The sequence below is a fragment of the Elioraea thermophila (ex Habib et al. 2022) genome (assembly GCF_003336755.1).
Lineage (GTDB): Bacteria > Pseudomonadota > Alphaproteobacteria > Acetobacterales > Acetobacteraceae > Elioraea > Elioraea thermophila.
The window spans coordinates 264068-282049 of the sequence record NZ_QMDI01000006.1 but is presented as its reverse complement, the minus strand read 5'-3'; the positions used below and the strand labels follow the sequence as shown (position 1 = coordinate 282049).

16 protein-coding genes and 1 tRNA gene are annotated in these 17982 nt (G+C 71.3%); 12 read left to right on the top strand and 5 right to left on the bottom strand.

Annotated elements, in window-relative coordinates:
* Nucleotide 1 precedes the first annotated feature (1 nt).
* From glmS to DWB05_RS11200, 4 genes are all read right to left on the bottom strand, one after another.
* On the bottom strand, nucleotides 2–1825 hold the full coding sequence (gene glmS / locus DWB05_RS11215; RefSeq protein WP_114377282.1) for a glutamine--fructose-6-phosphate transaminase (isomerizing): 1824 nt from the start codon (nucleotides 1823–1825) through the stop codon (nucleotides 2–4).
* Nucleotides 1825–3168 carry a bifunctional UDP-N-acetylglucosamine diphosphorylase/glucosamine-1-phosphate N-acetyltransferase GlmU gene (glmU, locus tag DWB05_RS11210; RefSeq protein WP_269815578.1) on the bottom strand — a complete coding sequence of 448 codons (1344 nt, stop codon included), beginning with the start codon at nucleotides 3166–3168 and terminating at the stop codon, nucleotides 1825–1827. Before glmU ends, glmS begins: the two co-directional genes overlap by 1 nt.
* 96 nt (nucleotides 3169–3264) lie before the next feature.
* Entirely contained in the window at nucleotides 3265–4131 is an 867-nt protein-coding gene (locus tag DWB05_RS11205) for a DUF3108 domain-containing protein (protein ID WP_114377281.1), read from the bottom strand.
* Nucleotides 4128–4910 carry a DUF3108 domain-containing protein gene (locus tag DWB05_RS11200; RefSeq protein WP_114377280.1) on the bottom strand — a complete coding sequence of 261 codons (783 nt, stop codon included), beginning with the start codon at nucleotides 4908–4910 and terminating at the stop codon, nucleotides 4128–4130. The genes DWB05_RS11205 and DWB05_RS11200 overlap by 4 nt, the downstream gene beginning before the upstream one ends.
* A gap of 92 nt (nucleotides 4911–5002) precedes the next feature.
* On the opposite strand from DWB05_RS11200, the gene DWB05_RS11195 reads away from it, so the two are divergent.
* The 11 genes from DWB05_RS11195 to DWB05_RS11145 all read left to right on the top strand — a co-directional run bounded on the left by DWB05_RS11195 (nucleotide 5003) and on the right by DWB05_RS11145 (nucleotide 15828).
* Nucleotides 5003–5077 (top strand) — tRNA-Val (locus tag DWB05_RS11195).
* Between the two features lie 278 nt (nucleotides 5078–5355).
* Nucleotides 5356–6366: an SLAC1 anion channel family protein gene (locus tag DWB05_RS11190; protein WP_114377279.1), complete on the top strand. Its 1011-nt coding sequence runs from the start codon at nucleotides 5356–5358 to the stop codon at nucleotides 6364–6366.
* Nucleotides 6367–6398: 32 nt separating this feature from the next.
* A complete protein-coding gene (locus DWB05_RS11185; protein WP_114377278.1) occupies nucleotides 6399–7721 on the top strand; it encodes an NAD(P)/FAD-dependent oxidoreductase in 1323 nt (440 codons plus the stop codon).
* Nucleotides 7722–7739: 18 nt separating this feature from the next.
* Nucleotides 7740–8153, top strand: a complete 414-nt coding sequence (locus tag DWB05_RS11180; RefSeq protein WP_157967174.1) for a DUF5368 domain-containing protein — start codon at nucleotides 7740–7742, stop codon at nucleotides 8151–8153.
* 133 nt (nucleotides 8154–8286) lie between these two features.
* Nucleotides 8287–8700, top strand: coding sequence for a response regulator (locus tag DWB05_RS11175; protein ID WP_114377277.1), 414 nt, complete (start codon nucleotides 8287–8289; stop codon nucleotides 8698–8700).
* A gap of 62 nt (nucleotides 8701–8762) precedes the next feature.
* Nucleotides 8763–9962 (top strand): M20 aminoacylase family protein, encoded by a 1200-nt coding sequence (locus DWB05_RS11170; protein ID WP_114377276.1) that lies wholly within the window; start codon nucleotides 8763–8765, stop codon nucleotides 9960–9962.
* Nucleotides 9963–10068: 106 nt separating this feature from the next.
* Complete coding sequence (locus tag DWB05_RS11165) at nucleotides 10069–11862, top strand: peptide ABC transporter substrate-binding protein (RefSeq protein WP_114377275.1); 1794 nt, start codon at nucleotides 10069–10071, stop codon at nucleotides 11860–11862.
* Nucleotides 11863–11932: 70 nt separating this feature from the next.
* On the top strand, nucleotides 11933–12892 hold the full coding sequence (locus DWB05_RS11160; protein WP_114377274.1) for an ABC transporter permease: 960 nt from the start codon (nucleotides 11933–11935) through the stop codon (nucleotides 12890–12892).
* A complete protein-coding gene (locus DWB05_RS11155; protein ID WP_114377273.1) occupies nucleotides 12858–13808 on the top strand; it encodes an ABC transporter permease in 951 nt (316 codons plus the stop codon). The genes DWB05_RS11160 and DWB05_RS11155 overlap by 35 nt, the downstream gene beginning before the upstream one ends.
* A 104-nt stretch (nucleotides 13809–13912) precedes the next feature.
* Nucleotides 13913–14821, top strand: a complete 909-nt coding sequence (locus DWB05_RS11150; RefSeq protein ID WP_232818511.1) for an ABC transporter ATP-binding protein — start codon at nucleotides 13913–13915, stop codon at nucleotides 14819–14821.
* Complete coding sequence (locus DWB05_RS11145) at nucleotides 14809–15828, top strand: ABC transporter ATP-binding protein (protein WP_114377272.1); 1020 nt, start codon at nucleotides 14809–14811, stop codon at nucleotides 15826–15828. Before DWB05_RS11150 ends, DWB05_RS11145 begins: the two co-directional genes overlap by 13 nt.
* Nucleotides 15829–15928: 100 nt before the next feature.
* On the opposite strand, the gene DWB05_RS11140 is transcribed toward DWB05_RS11145, so the two are convergent.
* Nucleotides 15929–16855 (bottom strand): META domain-containing protein, encoded by a 927-nt coding sequence (locus tag DWB05_RS11140; RefSeq protein WP_198669147.1) that lies wholly within the window; start codon nucleotides 16853–16855, stop codon nucleotides 15929–15931.
* A 97-nt stretch (nucleotides 16856–16952) separates the two neighbouring features.
* Between DWB05_RS11140 and DWB05_RS11135 the strand changes: the two genes are divergently transcribed.
* Nucleotides 16953–17945 carry a magnesium transporter gene (locus DWB05_RS11135; RefSeq protein WP_114377270.1) on the top strand — a complete coding sequence of 331 codons (993 nt, stop codon included), beginning with the start codon at nucleotides 16953–16955 and terminating at the stop codon, nucleotides 17943–17945.
* Nucleotides 17946–17982 lie beyond the last annotated feature (37 nt).

Genomic DNA, 17982 nt, shown 5'->3' with positions numbered 1-17982 from the left:
CTCACTCCACCGTCACGCTCTTGGCGAGATTGCGCGGCTGATCCACGTCCGTCCCCTTCAGCACCGCGACATGGTAGGCGAGCAGCTGCACGGGGATCGCGTACACGATGGGGGCGGCGAAGGGGTGCACGGCGGGCATCGGCACGGTGTGTGCGCAGAGGGGCGCGAGGCGTTCGCAGCCCGCGCGGTCGGAGACGAGGATCACCCGCCCGCCGCGCGCATGCACCTCCTGCACGTTGGAGGCGGTCTTCTCGAACAGGGGCCCGGGCGGGGCGAGCACGATTACCGGCACGTGCTCGTCGATCAGCGCGATGGGACCGTGCTTCATTTCGCCCGCGGGATACCCTTCCGCGTGGATGTAGCTGATCTCCTTCAGCTTCAGCGCGCCTTCCATGGCGAGGGTCCAGGCCGTGCCGCGGCCGAGATAGAGCACGTCGCGCGCCGCGGCGACATCGTCCGCGATGGCGGCGATGCGGCGTTCGAGCTCGAGCGCCTCCGCCGTCTGGCTCGGCACCTCGATCAGCGCCTGGGCGAGGGCGGAGGCCGCCTCGCGCGTGAGCGCCCCGCGCGCCTCGCCGGTCGCGATGACGAGGCAGGCGAGGGCGGCGAGCTGGGTGGTGAAGGCCTTGGTGGAGGCGACCCCGATCTCCGGCCCGGCGAGGGTGAGCAGGGCGGCGTCCGCCTCGCGCGCCATCGCGCTCTCGCGCACGTTGACGATGGCGAGCACGCGTGCGCCTTGCGCCTTCGCCCAGCGCAGCGCGGCCAGCGTGTCGACCGTCTCGCCCGACTGGCTGATGCCGAGCACGATCCCCGCGGGGTCGAGCACCGGCTCGCGATAGCGGAATTCGGAGGCGATGTCGGCGGTGGCGGGCAGCCGCGCGACCTGCTCGAACCAATCCCGCGCCACCTGGCCCGCGTAGAACGAGGTGCCGCAGGCGACGAGGGCCGCGCGCGAGACGGCGGCGAGATCGACGCCGAGATCGGGGAGCGTGATGCGGCGCGAGGCGGGGTCGAGGTAGCTCTTCAGCGTGTCGCCGATGACGGCCGGTTGTTCGTGGATCTCCTTCTCCATGAAGTGGCGGTAGTTGCCCTTGCCCACCATGGCGCCGGAGATCGCGGTGCGCCTGATCGCACGCTCCACGGGGCGGCCCGCGGAGTCGAAGATGGTCGCGCCCTCCCCGCGCACCACCGCCCAGTCGCCCTCCTCGAGGTAGCAGATGCGTTCCGTCAGCGGCGCCAGCGCCAGCGCATCGGAGCCCACGTACATCTCGCCGTCGCCGAAGCCGATGGCGAGCGGGGAGCCGCGGCGCGCGGCCATGATGATGTCGTTTCGGCCAGCGAACAGGACGGCCAACGCGAAGGCGCCCTGCAGCCGCGGCAGGGTGGCCGCCATCGCCTCCTCCGGCGAAGCCCCCCGGGCGAGCGCGTGGTCGAGGAGGCGCACCACCGTCTCGGTGTCGGTCTCGGACTCGAACGCGGCACCTTCGGCCTCGAGTTCGGCGCGCAGCTCGGCGTGGTTCTCGATGATGCCGTTGTGCACCACGGCCACACGGGGGGTCGCGATGGGGTGGGCGTTCGCCTCCGACGGGCGGCCGTGGGTGGCCCAGCGCGTGTGGCCGATGCCGGTGGTGCCGGCGAGCGGTTCGGCGGCGAGACGTTCCGCCAGCCGCACGAGCTTGCCCTCGGCGCGGCGGCGCGCGATGCCGCCGTTCACCAGCGTCGCGATGCCCGCGCTGTCGTAACCGCGGTACTCGAGCCGCTTCAGCGCCTCGAGCAGGAGGGGTGCCGCCTCGCCACGCCCGACCACGCCGACGATGCCGCACATCAACCTTGCTCCTTGCGCGACTTGAGGTAAGCGGCCGCTCGGCCCGGCTTCTCCACCTGGCGGGCGCGGCCGAAGGCCATCGCCTCCGCTGCCACGTCGTCGGTGATGGTGGAGCCGGCGGCGATGAACGCGCCGTCGCCGAGGGTCAGCGGTGCGACGAGGGTGGCGTTGGAGCCGACGAACACGCCCGCCCCGATGACGGTGCGGTGCTTCGCCACCCCGTCGTAGTTGCAGGTGATGGTACCGGCGCCGATGTTGGTCGCCGCGCCGATGGTCGCATCGCCGAGATAGGCGAGGTGGTTCGCCTTCGCCCTCGCGCCGAGGCTGGTGTTCTTGAGTTCGACGAAGTTGCCGACATGGGCGCCGGGGCCCACATCCGCCCCCGGCCGCAGCCGGGCGAAGGGGCCGATTGTCGCGCCCGCGCGCACCACGCAGCCCTCGAGGTGGGAGAAGGAGCGGATTTCCGCCCCCTCCTCGACGACGACGCCTGGGCCGAACACGACGTGCGGGTGAACGACGACGTCGGGAGCGAGCACCGTGTCCCAGGCGAGAAAAACCGTTTCGGGGGCGATCAGGGTCGCTCCCCCCTCCATGGCGCGGGCGCGCAGGCGCGCCTGCAGGATCGCTTCGGCGGCGGCGAGTTCGGCGCGCGAGTTCACCCCCACCACCTCGTCCTCCGCGGCTTCGGCCGCAACCACGCGCGCCCCTTCGGCACGGGCGATGGCGACGATGTCGGTGAGGTAGTATTCGCCCTTGGCGTTGGCGTTGCCGACCCGGCGCAACCAGCGCAACAGCTCGGCGGCGGGGGCGCAGAAGAGGCCAGCGTTGCAGAGGCCGATGGCGCGTTCCTCGGCCGTCGCATCGCGCCACTCGACGATGCGGGAGACGATGCCCTCCGCGTCGAGCACGACGCGGCCGTATTGCGCGGCATCACGGGGGCGGAAGGCGAGCAAAGCGAGCGCGGCCCGGCTCTCGCGGCGGCGGGCGGCCAGCATCCGCATGGTTTCGGGGCGGACGAACGGAACGTCGCCGTAGAGGATCATCGCCTCGCCTGCGGTCGCCTCAAGGGCGGGGGCGGCGGCGAGCACGGCGTGGGCGGTGCCGAGCCGCTCCTCCTGCACGAAGCACGATGCCGGGGCGACGGCGCGGCGCATCGCCTCGAAGGCCGGCTCCGGCCCGATCACCACCGCCGCCTCGGCGAAGCCGGCCGCGCGGGCGGCGTCCAACACGTGCGCGACCATCGGCCGCCCGGCGAGGGGGTGGAGGGGTTTCGGCAGGCGCGAGCCCATGCGCGTGCCGAGGCCTGCGGCCAGGATGACGGCGAGGGACGGGTGGTCGGGCACGGCGGCGGGTTGTGCCGCGCGCGAGCCTCGCTTGTCAAAACGTCATCGCATCGTCGCGAAATCGCTCCGCGCGTGGGGTGCTGCCGGGCCGAGCGGTCAGTTGCGGCTCTCGCGCAGGGGAAGCGGCACCTCGCCGCGGCCGACCTTGGTCAGGTGGATGTGGATGGTGCCCCAGTTCGTCTCGGCGTCGATCCGCACCGGGATCACCGGTAGGTCGGGGCCGGGGCGGGCGAGCCAGGCGGCCCCGGTGCGCGGTTCGCGCGCCTGAGCGGGGTCTGCCTCGCGCCAGAACCCGGCCACCTGGCGGCCCTCGAAGCGGCACTTCAGGGCCGGGCCGGCGTAGAGACCCCAGCGATGGGGGGCGAGCGTCTCCTCGCCTTCGGTGACGGCGGTGAAGTCGCTGCGCCGCCGGCCGTCGAACACCGCCGCCGCGCCGTCGCAGCGCCCGCTCGCCGAGACGCGGGCGATGAGAGCGACCAGGGCGGACATCGTGTCCACCGTGCCGCGTTGCAGTTCGGGTGGAACGGGCTCGCGTTCCTCGTCGTTGGCCGGGAGGAGGGCGAGCACTTCCGGGGTGGCGCCGTCCCAGCGCAGCGCGATGCGCCGCACGCGGTCGCGCCAGCGGCCTTCCATGGCGTAGCGGTCGGGGGCGAGGCCGAGGGCGGTGGCGGGCGCGACCCTCCCCTCCACTTCGGAGACCTGTTCGCCGCGCACGAAGGTGGCGAGCAGCCCCGCCGTGCGCAGCCGTGCCACCGCGCGATAGCGCTCGGGGGCGAGGTCGAGGGAGGCGTCGAGCTCCACCACCCGGAAGCCGGAGAAGTAGACGGTGTAGGAGGCGAGCACCGGTTCCGCCGCCTGGGCGGGCAGGGCGGGGGCGAGGGCGAGGGCGGCGAGGGCGAGGGCGCGGAGCATGCGCAGCCTCTCGCCCGCGCGCGTCGTGCGGGCAAGACGCGTTCGCGTCATCGCGCCGCCTGCCGGGTGGCGGCGGGAGCGGCGCGGGTGAGGGAGACGACGAGGGTGCCGAGCCAGTCGATGCCCATCTCGAGCCTGAGCGGCATCGCCGGCGCGCCGGCGTAGGGGGGCGCGATCCAGACCGAGCCGAACTGCGGTTTTTCGGCCTCCGCCCGGTCCCAGTCGCGCCAGAAGCCCGCGATCTGGCGCCCTTCGAGGCGGCAGCGCACCGCCTCCACGCCGGGCCGGTCGGGCACGGGCCCGGTGCCGGCGGGAGCGAGCGCGATCCGCTTCAGCCGCCGACCGTCGAACACGGTCAGGGTCATGGCGCAGCCCGCCTCCCCGCGGGCGGCGACCGCGCGGGAGACGGCAACGAGGGCGGTGAGGGTGTCGATGCCGCCCTGGGCGAGGCTGGGCGGCACGGGCTCGCGCTCCGGCACCTCGGGCGGCTCGAGCCGGATCCGCGGCGCGGGCTCGGTCAGTGCGATCTCCACGAGGCGGCGTTCGCCCTGCCAGTCGCCCTCGGCGCGGAACAGCACGGGACGGAGCCCTGCCGGGGTGAAGCGGCCCTCGGCGGTGGCGGTCTGATCGAACCGGGTGGCGAGGGTGGCGACGCCGGAGGAGCGGGCGCGGGCGCGGACGCGATAGGCGTCCTCGCGCAGGTCGGCGGCGACGTCGATCGTCATCACGCGAAACGCGCCGACCCGCGCCGTGTACTGCGCCTCGACCGCGGCGCCGAAGGCCGGCGCTGCGGCAACCAGCAGGGCGGCGGTGGCAAGCGCCAGACGCATACCCTGAAGTGTGGGAAGCGGCGGCCCGGGCGGCAAGACGGCGCCTCGGCTTGACGGTGGCCCGCCGGGCACCCTATCAGCACCAGTGGCGTGGGCGTGTAGCTCAGCGGGAGAGCACTGCCTTCACACGGCAGGGGTCGTAGGTTCAATCCCTACCGCGCCCACCATCACCATCATCCAGCAGGTGCGCGTTGCAGAGCGGGCGGCCCGTCGCGCGCGTGCGGCGGTCGTTCCGTCCGTCCGCAGGGGCCGAGGGCGCAAGTCCTGTCCGCCGCTTCGGCCCCATTCCTGACTCTTGCGCTGGATCAAGGCGTGGGAACGCCAGTCTGACCATGCTGGGTCGATCGCCGAGGCGGCCCATCGGGCCTTGCCATGGGAATAACCTTCGTATATGCGAAGGTAAGAAATTCTTATCCGGGCAGGAAGAAAGGCTGAGGGCCGGCCGATGTCGAGCGTCTCCATGCCGTCCCAGGGCATGCCGCAGGCCACGGTGCCATCCACCGCACACGCGGCGGGGCTCGCGCATCTGCCCCTGCCGCTGTTCGCGGTGCCGATGGGGGTGGGGGGGCTCGGCCTCGCCTGGCGTGAGGCGGGGCGGGTGCTCGGTGCACCGGGTGCGGTGGGCGAGGCGCTGCTCGGCCTCTCCGTCGTGCTCTGGGTCGTCATCCTCGCCCTGCATGCCGTCCGGCTCGTTCGCCACCCCGAGGCGGTGGCGGCCGATCTGAAGCACCCCGTGCGCTCGGCCTTCGCCGGGGCGGTGACGATCGGGCTGATGATCGCCTCCGCCGCGCTCCTCCCGCATGCGCTCGGCCTTGCCCGGGCGGTGTGGATCGTCGCTGTCCTCGGCCACCTCGCCATCGCCGCCTGGACGGTGCGCGACCTGCTCGTCTCGCCGCGCGAGCCGGCTGCGCTGACCCCGCCCCTGCTGATCCCGCTGGTCGGCAACATCCTCGCCCCGCTCTTCGGCATGAAGATGGGCTTCGAGACCGCCTCGCTCCTGATGTTCGGGCTCGGCACGGCGCTCTGGCTGTTCCTGCAGCCGCTCTTGTTCCTGCGCCTGATGACCGGGGCGCCGCTGCCGCCCAAGCTGCGGCCGACCATCGTCATCCTGCTCGCCCCGCCCGCCGTGGGGGCGCTCGCCTTGGCCCAGCTCACCGGTGGTTTCGGGCCGGTCTCGCTCGCCGTGTTCGGCTTCGCCGGCTTCGTTGCGCTGGTGATCGCGCTCCTCGCCCGCGACCTCGTGCGCGCCCCCTTCGCGCTCTCCGCCTGGGCCTGGACCTTCCCGGTCGCCGCCTTCACGGTGGCCGCACTCGCCGCCTCGCACGCCTATCCGGCCGTTTGGCATGCGCCCCTTCTGTGGGCCCTGCTCGCGCTCACGACCGTGATCGTCGGCCTCGTCTCGGTGCGCACGGCCAAGCTCGCCGCCTCCGGCGCCCTGCTCGCGCCCGAGGGATGACCAACCCGAGAGCCCAACAACGGGAGGGAGGAATGCCCATCGATCCCAAGCTCGCCACCCTCGGCCGGCGCGGCCTGATCGCCGCCGCCGCGGCTGCGGGGCTCGTTCCGGCCTTCCTGCCGCGGGCGCGCGCCGCCGCAGTGCGGACGAAAGCGAAGATCGTCATCATCGGGGCGGGTGCCGCCGGGCTTGCCGCCGCCAACCGCCTGGCCGATCGGCTCGAGGGGGCGGAGATCATCCTGCTCGACCGTCGCCGCGAGCACCTCTACCAGCCGGGCTACACCCTGGTCGCCGCCGGGCTGAAGCCGCCCTCCTACACGGTCAGCACCACGGCCGAGTGGCTGTCCGAGCCGGTGCGCTGGATCGAGGAGCGGGCGGCCGAGATCGACCCGGTGGCGAAGACGGTGGTGACCGACACGGGCCGTCGCCTCGCCTACGACTTCCTGATCGTCGCCCCGGGGCTGGAGCTTGATTACGGCGCGATCGAGGGCATGGATGTGCGCCGCATCGGCAGCAACGGCATGGGCTCGGTCTATGCAGGGCCGGAAGCGGCGGCGGCGACCTGGCGGGCGATGAGCGCTTTCGCCGACAAGGGGGGCGTGGGCCTGTTCCTTCGCCCCGCCACCGAAATGAAATGCGCCGGCGCGCCGCTGAAGTACACCTTCATCACCGACGACGTGCTGCGCCGCCGCGGCAACCGGGCGAAGGCCGAACTCAACTACTTCGCGCCGACCCGGGTGCTGTTCAGCGTGCCGATCGTGCACGAGAAGGTGCGCATGCTGTTCGGCGATCGCGACGTCAAGGTGAACTATCAGCACACCCTGACCAAGCTCGACCTCGATCGACGCATCGCCACCTTCCGCACGCCGGATGGGTTGAAGGAGGTGGGCTACGACTTCATCAACGTCGTCCCCCCGATGAAGGCGCCCGAGGTGGTGCGCAACTCGCCCCTGCCCTGGCAGACCGGGCCGTGGGCGGCCGAAGGCTGGGTCGATGTCGATCGCCACACCATGCGCCACAAGCGCTTCCCGGAGGTGTTCGCGGTCGGCGACGTCGCCGGCGTGCCGAAGGGCAAGACGGCGGCCTCGGTGAAGTGGCAGGTTCCGGTCGCGGTCGATCACCTGGTCGCCGACATCGCGGGCACCCGCTCGTCCGAGAGCTACAACGGCTACACGTCGTGTCCGCTGATCACCCGCATCGGTCGCGCCATGCTGGTGGAGTTCGACTACAACGACAATCTCACGCCGTCCTTCCCAGGCATCATCGCGCCCCTCGAGGAGCTCTGGATCTCCTGGGTGATGAAGGAAATCGCGCTGAAGCCGACCTACCTCGCGATGCTGCGCGGGCGTGCCTGACCGAAACGGGAGGAAACCATGAAGGAACTCGACCCCCTCGTCTTCTGGGCCGTCTTCCAGGAGATGCTCGGCTCTTGGCTCTGGGTGATCATCGCCGGCGCAACCATCGCCACCCTGGCCTTCGTCTGGGTCCTGGTGCGCGAGGGCGGGATCGCCTCGCGCCGCTTGGTCTGGTCGGAGCTCGCCGGTCTCGCCGGCGGGGTGGCCGCGCTTGTGATCATGATGGCGGTGACCAACAGCCGCTTCGTCGATCTCGGCGGGCCGATCGACTGGCTGCTCGCGGTCGGCATCTTCGTCGCGGGCTTCGTCGGCACGACCATCGGCGTTTACGCCCTGCTCGGCGTGCTCGGCATCGCCAAGGCGCCGGCGGAGGAGGATGATGCCGCCGCCGCCCCGGCGCGGACCGGCCGGGACGCCTACGCCGCCCGTTAAATCGTTCTTCCGGCGCCCGGCGGGGCCAGCCGCCGGGTTGCCGACATCCGTCTGTTTCTGTCACACTCGAGGCGCGTCTTGAGATGGGGGCGGCCGTGGGGTGTGACGGTGAACGCCTCGGGGTCGGGGCCCCTTGGCGTTGATCCTGCTGATCGAAGATGATTCCCTGGTGCGGGCTGCCATCCGGCGGGTGCTGGAAGGAGCCGGGCACGCCGTGATCGACGTCGCGCATGGCGGCGAGGCGCTCGCCCGCATCGATCGGACCGAGATCGACCTCATCGTCACCGACCTGCTGATGCCGGAGGTCGAAGGGATCGAGGTGCTGACCGCCGCCCGGCGGCGCCATCCTGGCCTTCCCGTCCTGGTGATCTCCGGCGGCTTCCCGCCCGAACGCGCCGCCGCGAGCGGGATCAGCGCCGACTACCTGCGCATGGCGCGCCAGCTCGGCGCCACCCGCACCCTGGCCAAGCCGTTCGAGCGGGCCGACCTCCTCGCCGCCGTCGAGGCCTGCCTCGCCGAGCGCGGTCGTGATCGTTCGGCGGGCTAGCGCGGACGCGAATCTGCGGTCATGGTCTCGACACGGACGTCATCTGCGGGAGGATCGGGGACATGACCCATCCGGTTGTGCAAGGGGTGCGCGCCTTCGCCGACGAATTGGTCGCGATCCGGCGCGACATCCATGCCCACCCGGAACTCGGCATGACGGAAGCGCGCACCTCCGCTCTCGTCGCCCGCTTCTTGCGCGACCTTGGGATCCGGGTGACGGAGGGGGTCGGACGGTTCGGCGTGGTCGGCACGATCGAGGGCCGCCGGCCGGGCAACCGGGCGATCGGCCTGCGCGCCGACATGGATGCGCTGCCCATCCACGAGGCGACCGGCAAGCCCTGGGCCTCCACCCGGCCAGGCATCATGCACGCCTGTGGCCACGATGGGCACACGGCAATGCTGCTCGGCGCGGCGCGCTGGCTGGCGCAGCACCGGGACTTCGCCGGCACCGTGCACGTGATCTTCCAGCCCGCCGAGGAAGGCCTGGGCGGGGCTCGGGCCATGCTCGCCGACGGGCTGTTCGACCGCTTTCCCTGCGACGCCGTCTATGGCCTGCACACGAGGCCCGACCTGCCGGCCGGCCGGTTCGCCACCCGTCCCGGCCCCGCGCTCGCCGCGGCCGATCGGTTCCGGGTCCGCTTCCTCGGCACCGGCGGCCATGGCGGCTCGACCCCCCATCGCGCCGTCGACCTCACCGTGGTGCAGGCGCACTTCGTGCTCGGCCTGCAGGAAATCGTCGGCCGCAACGTGCCACCCGTCGAGCCCGCCGTGCTCTCCATCGGCGCGATCGCGGGTGGGGTGCTCGAGGCGCCGAACGTGATGCCGGCGGAGATCGTCCTCTCCGGCACCGCGCGCAGCTTCTCGCCCGCCGTGCGCGACCTGCTGGAGCGCCGGGTGGGCGAGCTCGCGCACGGGCTCGCCGCGCTCTACGGGGCGCGGGCCGAGGTCGAGTACCGGCGCGGCACGCCAGCCACCGTGAACCACCCGGACCAGACCAGGCTCGCGCTCGCGGCCGCGGCGGATGTCGTCGGCGAGGACGCGGTGGACGGCGCGATCTCCCCGGTGACGGGGGCGGAGGACTTCGCGCTGATGCTCGAGGCCCGCCCCGGCAACTTCATGTTCATCGGCGGCGGTGCGGGGCCGGACGGCACCTCGCCCGGGCTGCACACGCCCGAGTTCGACTTCAACGACGAGACGATCCCGCTCGGCGTCGCCTACTGGGTGTCGGTGGTCGAACGCGAACTCGGTGTCGGTTCTCCATGAACCGGTCGCAAAAAAGGGCGTGCCGTGCGCGCGAGGGTTCGTTAGCATTGAAACAAATGTCGGGGCGGCCGATGCCGCCTTGTGTCGGGATCGGGAGACGAGAGCGATGACGGAAGACCAGCTTCGCGAGCTGATCGGGCGCGTGCGCCGCGGCACGCTGTCGCGCCGCGGCTTCATCCGCCGCATGGCGGCGGTCGGCTTCACCGCGCCGATGTGCACCCAGCTTCTCGCCCTCTACGGCATTTCGCCCGCCGCGGCGCAGAGTGTGCCGCCCTACCGCCCGACCAGGCGCGGTGGGGGGCAACTGAAGATCCTCTACTGGCAGGCGCCCACGCTGTTGAACCCGCACTTCGCGACGGGGACGAAGGACCAGGACGCCTCGCGCGTGTTCTACGAACCGCTCGCCGGCTGGGCGGCGGACGGCACGCTGCACCCCATCCTCGCCGCCGAGATCCCCTCGATCGACAACAAGGGGCTCGCCGAGGACGGCCGCTCCGTCACCTGGAAATTGAAGCGCGGCGTGAAGTGGCACGACGGCCAGGAGTTCACCGCCGACGACGTGGTGTTCAACTGGGAGTATGCGCGCAACCCGGCGGTCGCCGCCGTCACCTCCGGCTCCTACCGCGACATCAACGTGGTGAAGGTCGACGACTATACAGTGCGCGTGGAGTTCCCTCGCCCCACGCCGTTCTGGGCCGATGCCTTCGTCGCCGCTACGGGCCAGCTCATCCCCAAGCACCTGTTCAAGGACTATGCGGGGGCCAATTCGCGCGACGCGCCGACCAACCTGCGCCCGGTGGGCACCGGGGCCTATCGTTTCGTCTCCTTCGCGGCGGGCGACACGGTCCGGGCCGAGGCCAATCCGAACTACCATCTGCCGAACCGTCCCTTCTTCGACCAGGTCGAGATCAAGGGTGGGGGCGACGCCGTCTCGGCCGCGCGGGCGGTGCTGCAGACCGGCGACTTCGACTTCGCCTGGAACCTGCAGGTGGACGACGAGACCCTGCGGCGGCTGGAGGCGGCGGGACGCGGCCGCGTCAACATCGTCGAGGGCGGCAACATCGAGCACATCCAGCTCAATGCCACCGACCCCAACCGCGAGGTGGACGGCGAACGCTCGCACATCTCCACCCAGCACCCGGCCTTCCGTGACCCCGCTGTGCGCCAGGCGATGGCGCTGCTCTTGGATCGCCAGTCGATCCAGGAGTTCATCTACGGCCGCACCGGGCCGGCGACGCCCAACTTCCTCAACGCGCCGCCGCGCTTCCGGTCGCCGAACATGCGGATGGAGTTCAACGTCGATCGCGCCAACCAGATCCTCGATCAGGCCGGCTGGGCGCGCGGGCGCGACGGCATCCGGCAGAAGGACGGCGTGCGGCTCCGCTTCGTGTTCCAGACCTCGGTGAATGCGCCGCGCCAGCGCACGCAGCAGATCTATCAGCAGGCGGCGCGCCGGGCGGGAATCGAGATCGAGATCAAGTCGGTCGTCGCCTCGGTGTTCTTCTCCTCCGACGTCGCCAACCCGGACACCTACGGCAAGTTCTACGCCGACATGCAGATGTACACGACGACCATGCCGCAGGCCGATCCGGGCCGGTTCATGAACCAGTTCGTCTCCTGGGAGATCGCGCAGAAGGCGAACAACTGGTCCGGGCGCAACATCGTGCGCTGGCGGAACGAGGAGTACGACCGGATCTACCGCGAGGCCGAACAGGAGCTCGACCCCGTCAAGCGGGCGGCCCTGTTCATCCGCATGAACGACCTCGTTGTCGGCTCCAACCACATCATCCCCGTGGTGCAGCGCCCGCTCGTCTCCGGCAGCGCGGTCAATCTCCGCCCCGTGCTTTCGGGCTGGGACACCACGCTCTGGCTGCTCTCCGACTGGTACCGCGAGACCTGATGCCTCTCGCACCGGGCCGGCCCGCCACCGGGCCGGCCCGTGCCGTGCCGTTCCCCTTCGATCGACGCGCGTGACGCAATACCTGATCCGCCGGTTGCTGATCGCGATCCCGTCCTTGCTCGGGATCAGCGTCATCCTGTTCACCGTGCTGGCGCTCGCACCGGGCGATCCGTTCGAGGAGCTCGCCACCAATCCGGCGGTGCCGCCCGAGGTGCGGCTGCAGCTTCGCGCCTCGCTCGGCCTCGATGACCCGATCCATGTCCGCTACATCGCCTGGCTCACCGCCATGCTGCGCGGCGAGTGGGGCTTCTCCTTCGTCTCGCGCGTCGATGTCGACCAGCTCATCCTGCAACGCCTGCCGACCACGCTGATCGTCATCGGGAGTTCGCAGATCGTCGCGCTCGCGATCGCGCTGCCCGTCGGCATCCTCGCCGCGACGCGCCCCTATTCGCTGTTCGACAAGATCGCCAACACGCTCGCCTTCGTCGGCTTCTCGCTGCCGACCTTCTTCACGGGCCTGCTGTTCATCCTGTTCTTCTCGATCTATCTCGATTGGCTGCCCTTCGTGTACCGAACCGAGATCAACGCCACGGGCTTTGCGTGGTTCTGGGAGCACGTGAAGCAGACCATCATGCCGGTGATGGTGCTGGGGCTCTTCCAGGGGGCGGCCTGGACGCGCTTCGTGCGCTCCGCCGTGCTCGACGTGATCCGGCTCGACTACGTCACCACCGCCCGCGCCAAGGGCCTGCCCGAGCGGGTCGTGATCACCAAGCACGTGGTGCGCAACGCGATGATCCCCGTCGTCACGCTTGTTGCGCTGCAGATGCCGATCGTGTTCGGCGGTGCGATCGTCACCGAGCAGATCTTCCGCGTGCCGGGAATCGGATCGCTCCTGATCAGCGCCATCCTCGCCAACGACACGCCGGTGATCATGGCGGTCACCTTCGTCTTCGCCTGCCTCGTCGTGTTCTTCAACCTGGTCGCCGACATCCTCTATGGCTGGCTCGATCCCCGCATCAGCTACCGCTGACGGCGCGCCCGTCCCGGCCGCGGCGGCGGCCCAGCGTCCGCTCGTCTCGCCCTGGGCGGAAGCCTGGCGTCGCTTCCGCAAGCACCGTCTCGCCGTCGTCTCGGCGGTCATCCTCGCCTTCATCATCCTCGCCGTGCTGTTTGGCCCGTTCATCTGGACGGTGCCGATCAACGAGATCGACTTCCGCGCCCGGCTGCAGGGTCCGTCCTGGGACCATCCGCTCGGCACGGACGATCTCGGCCAGGACCTGCTCGCCCGCATGCTCTACGGGGGGCGAATCTCGCTCGCCGTTGGCTTCGCCGCCATGCTGGTGGCGGTGCTGATCGGCACCACGGTGGGGGCGGTCGCGGGCATCGCCTCGGGGCCGGTGGATGCCGCGCTGATGTGGGTGACCGACCTCTTCCTCTCCCTACCCGAATTGCCGCTCCTTCTCTTGGTGATCTACCTCTTCCGCGAGCCGCTGCGCGCGCTTGTGGGGCCGGAGATGGGGATCTTCATCCTCATCGTCGCGGTGATCGGCGGTTTCCGCTGGATGCCCGTCGCGCGCCTCGTGCGCGCGCAGTTCTTCTCGCTGCGCGAGAAGGAGTTCGTCGAGGCGGCGCGCGCGCTCGGCGCCTCCACGCCGCGCCTCGTGGTGCGCCACATCCTGCCCAATGCGCTCGGCCCGGTGATCGTCGCCGCCACCATCGACATCGCCGCCGCGATCATCGCGGAATCCACCCTCTCCTTCCTCGGCCTCGGTTTCCCGCCCGACGTGCCGACCTGGGGAAGGCTGCTCTACGACGCCAAGGACCAGCTCGATTACGCGCCGCACTGGGCGCTGTTCCCCGGGCTCGCCATCTTCCTCACCGTGCTGACGATCAACTTCGTCGGCGACGGGCTGCGCGACGCGCTCGATCCGCGGAGGGTGGTCTGAACACCGCCGCCGCCACCGCCGCGGCCGCTCCGAATGGGGCCGCCGCCGCGCCTCTGCTCGACATCCAGGGGCTCGCCGTCCATTTCAGGACGGACGACGGCTGGGTGCGCGCGGTGGACGGGGTGGACATCCGCATCGGCGCGGGCGAGACGGTCTGCGTCGTCGGCGAATCCGGTTGCGGCAAGACCGTCACCGCGATGACGGTGCTGAAGCTGATCGCAATGCCGCCCGGCAAGATCGTTGCGGGCAGGATCCTCTGGCGGGGGCGCGACCTGGTGCCGCTCGACACGGATTCCATGCGCAAGATTCGCGCGCGAGAGATCGGCATCGTGTTCCAGGAGCCGATGACCTCGCTCAACCCGGTGTTCACGGTCGGCGAGCAGATCGCCGAGGTGCTCCGGCTGCACGAGGGCCTGTCGCGGCGCGCCGCGCTTGATCGCGCGACGGAAATGCTGCGGCTGGTGCACATTCCGAACCCGCAACGCCGTGTGCACGACTACCCGCACCAGTTTTCGGGCGGCATGCGCCAGCGCGTGATGATCGCCATGGCGCTCGCCTGCAACCCGAAGCTCGTCATCGCCGATGAGCCCACCACCGCGCTCGACGTCACCATCCAGGCGCAGATTCTCGACCTGATCGCGGAGATGAAGGAGCGGCTCGGCATGGCGGTGATGCTGATCACCCACGCCATGGGGGTGGTGGCGGAGGTCGCGCAGCGCGTGGTGGTGATGTACGCCGGCAAAGTGGTGGAGGAGGCGCCGGTGGGCGAGCTGTTCGCCAACCCGCGCCACCCCTACACCCAGGGGCTGATCCGCTCCATCCCGCGCCTCGACCGCGCGGGGGCGGGAAAGGCGCGGCTCGAGGCGATCCCAGGCACCGTGCCCTCGCTGCTCGCTCCGCCCCCAGGTTGCCGGTTCGCGCCGCGCTGCCGCCACGCCACCGAGGCCTGTCGCGCCGCCGAACCGCCGCTGCGCGAGGTTGCCCCGGGACACAAGGTCGCATGCATCCTGTGAGCGACGCACCTGCCGGCACCGTGACGCGCAACGGGGCGGAGCCACTGCTCCGCGTCGACACGCTGGTGAAGCGCTTCCCCGTCAAGGGCGGCATCCTGCGCCGGACCATCGACGAGGTGCACGCCGTCTCCGGCGTCTCCTTCACCCTCGGCAGGGCCGAGACCTTGGGCCTGGTCGGCGAATCGGGCTGCGGCAAATCGACGACGGGTCGGCTGATCCTGCGTCTGATCGAGCCGACCTCGGGCACGGTGTGGTTCGAGGGGCGCAACGTCACCGCGCTCGATCGGCACCAACTGCTGGCGCTGCGGCGAGACATGCAGATCATCTTCCAGGACCCCTTCGCCTCGCTCAATCCGCGCATGACGGTGGGCGCGATCATCGGCGAGGCGCTGATCATCCACGGGCTTGCCAAGTCGCAACGCCAGCGCGAGGACCGCGTGGTCGAACTCCTCGAGACGGTGGGCCTGAGGGCCGATCACATGCGCCGCTTCCCGCACGAATTCTCGGGCGGGCAGAGGCAGCGGATCGGGATTGCGCGCGCGCTCGCCGTCTCGCCCAAGCTGATCGTCTGCGACGAACCCGTCTCCGCCCTCGACGTTTCCATCCAGGCGCAGGTGGTGAACCTGCTCGAGGACCTGCAGGAGAAGTTCGGGCTCTCCTACCTGTTCATCGCCCACGACCTCTCCGTGGTCGAGCACATCAGCCATCGCGTGGCGGTGATGTATCTCGGTCGCATCGTCGAGATCGCTTCCGCGCACGACCTCTACTCCGCCCCGCTTCATCCCTACACCGAGGCGCTCCTGTCCGCGGTGCCGATCCCCGATCCGACCGTGAAACGAACCCGCATCCGGCTCGAGGGCGACCCACCCTCGCCGCTTCGCCCGCCTTCCGGCTGCGCTTTCCACACCCGGTGTCCGATCGCGAAGAAGGATATCTGTTCGGTCGAGGTGCCGGGCTTACGCGAGGCGCGGCCGGGTCACTTCGTCGCCTGCCACCTGAGGGGCTGAGGCGGCGCGCGGTTCGCCCCCGACGGCTGCCCGAGCGGCACAACGACGATCTTTCGGTGCAGAGGGGACGCTGCGCGACGGCGCGGCGCGCCCCGCCGCGTCAGCGCCGCGCGGTGATGACGCGCCCCTCGCTCGCTTCGATCACCAGCGCCCCGTCTTCGCCGAAGCGGTGGCGCAGCGCGCCACCCAGCACCTCGTGCAGCGCCTGCTCCTGCCGCATGGCGGGGTCCTCGCACATCATCATCGTGGCGGCGAGGGGGCCGAAGCGCAGCGCGCCCTCCTCCATGCGCCACGGGCCCATGAACCGGTTGCACGGGCCCTGACCGCCCACCCGCCCGCCGGGGCGGAACTCGATCGTCACCGGCCGCCGCCCCATCGCCGCCTCGCCGGCGATGGCCTCGATCCGCCACGCGGGGCCAAGGAGGCGCCCTTCCGCCGTGCCGGCGCAACCTTCCCCCACCACCGCACCGGCGATCGCGAGCCGCGCGCGCTCCGGCCAGACCTGGTCCGCCATGGTGTCGCGGCAGGGGCCGGGTGAGAGGGTCAGCGCCACCGTCGCGCCGTCACGCTCGCCGAGAAAACGCAGCTCGCCCTCCGCCGCGTCGACCGCGACCACGGGCATTTCCGCTTCCTCCGTCCCCGGCCGCATCAGCCGCAGCCGCTCGCCGGTCACCTCGACCGCCCAGAACGGCTCGTTGCCCTGCGCTCGCAGCCGCAGCGGCGCGGCATCGGCGATGCGCCGGCACTCGGGGAGCCGGCGGCCGTCTACGCTCACCGTGGCCAGCCCCCCGCGCTCCCAGAACACCACCGCCCCGGCTGCCCCGACCCCCTCGTACCGCGCGCCCGACGCGGCCGGCGTCAGGGAAAGGGTCATCTCCTCCGCCCCGAGGCGAAGTCGCGCCGTGTCGTTCTCGAAGCGAACCGCGATCCGCTCCGTTCCGCAGAGATAGACCGTCGGCTCCGATGGGGCCGCAGCAGCCGGCAGGGCGATCACCAGCGCGAGCAAGGAGAGGCTGAACCGGGGCATCGACAATCCTCCAGGCGAAACGAGGCTCCTTCCATGCCCGGAAACCGCCCCGCGCACCAGCCTGCGCTGGCAGGGCCGATCGTGCCATGGTCGGTGCATGCCCGACGTCGCCCTCTCCGCCGATCCCCTCGCCATACCGCGCAGCCTGGCCGGCTATCTTGACGCCGCCGTGCCGACCGCCGCCGCCGGCGAAAGCGCCGCCGCCGTGCGCGCCCGCCTCGCCGCCGACCGCTTCGCCGCCGTCGATCCGGTGTTCGTGCTCGGCCCCGGACGGTGCTTGCTGGGCGCGGTGCCGCTCACCGTGCTGCTTGGTGCGGCGGACGAGGTGGCGATCGAGAGCCTCGCCCGCACCGACTGGCCGGCCGTCCCCGCCACCCTCTCCTGCGAGGAGGCGGCCTCGCTCGCCATCCGCACCCGCACGCCCGCGCTTGCCGTCACCGACCACGCCGGCGCCTTCCTCGGCGCGCTCACGCCGGAGGCGCTGATGGCGATCCTGCGCGACGAGCATCTCGAGGACCTGCATCTGATGGTCGGCATTCTCGGGCGCAGCGAAGCGGCGAAGGAGGCGCTGACGGCGGCCCCGCATCGCCGGGCGCTCTTCCGCCTGCCTTGGCTGCTGGTCGGGCTCGCCGGTTCGGGGGCCGCCACCGCCCTGATGGCGGAAGCGGAGGCGATCCTCGCCGCCAACATCGCGGTCGCCTTCTTCATCCCCGCTCTCGTCTATCTCGCGGACGCGATCGGCACTCAGGCCGAGGCGGTGGCGGTGCGCGGCCTGTCGATCTCGGGTGGTGGGGCGCTGCGTCTCCTGCTCGGCGAGGTCGGCACCGGGGCCCTGCTCGGCGCGGCGTTGGCCGTGCTCGCCTTCCTCGGTGTCGCCCTCGTCTTCGCCGATCTCCGCCTCGCCGCCGCGGTCGCGTTGGCGCTCGCCGCCGCCGGCACCATCGCCACCGGCATCGGTTTCCTGCTGCCCTGGGGCTTCCAGCGGGCGGGGCTCGACCCCGCCTATGGGTCGGGCCCGCTCGCCACCGTGATCCAGGACGTGCTGTCGATCGCCGTCTATTTCGCGCTGGTGCGGCTGATCGTGCTCTGAGCGCGGTTGCGGATCGGCCACGCGCGCGGCAATCCCT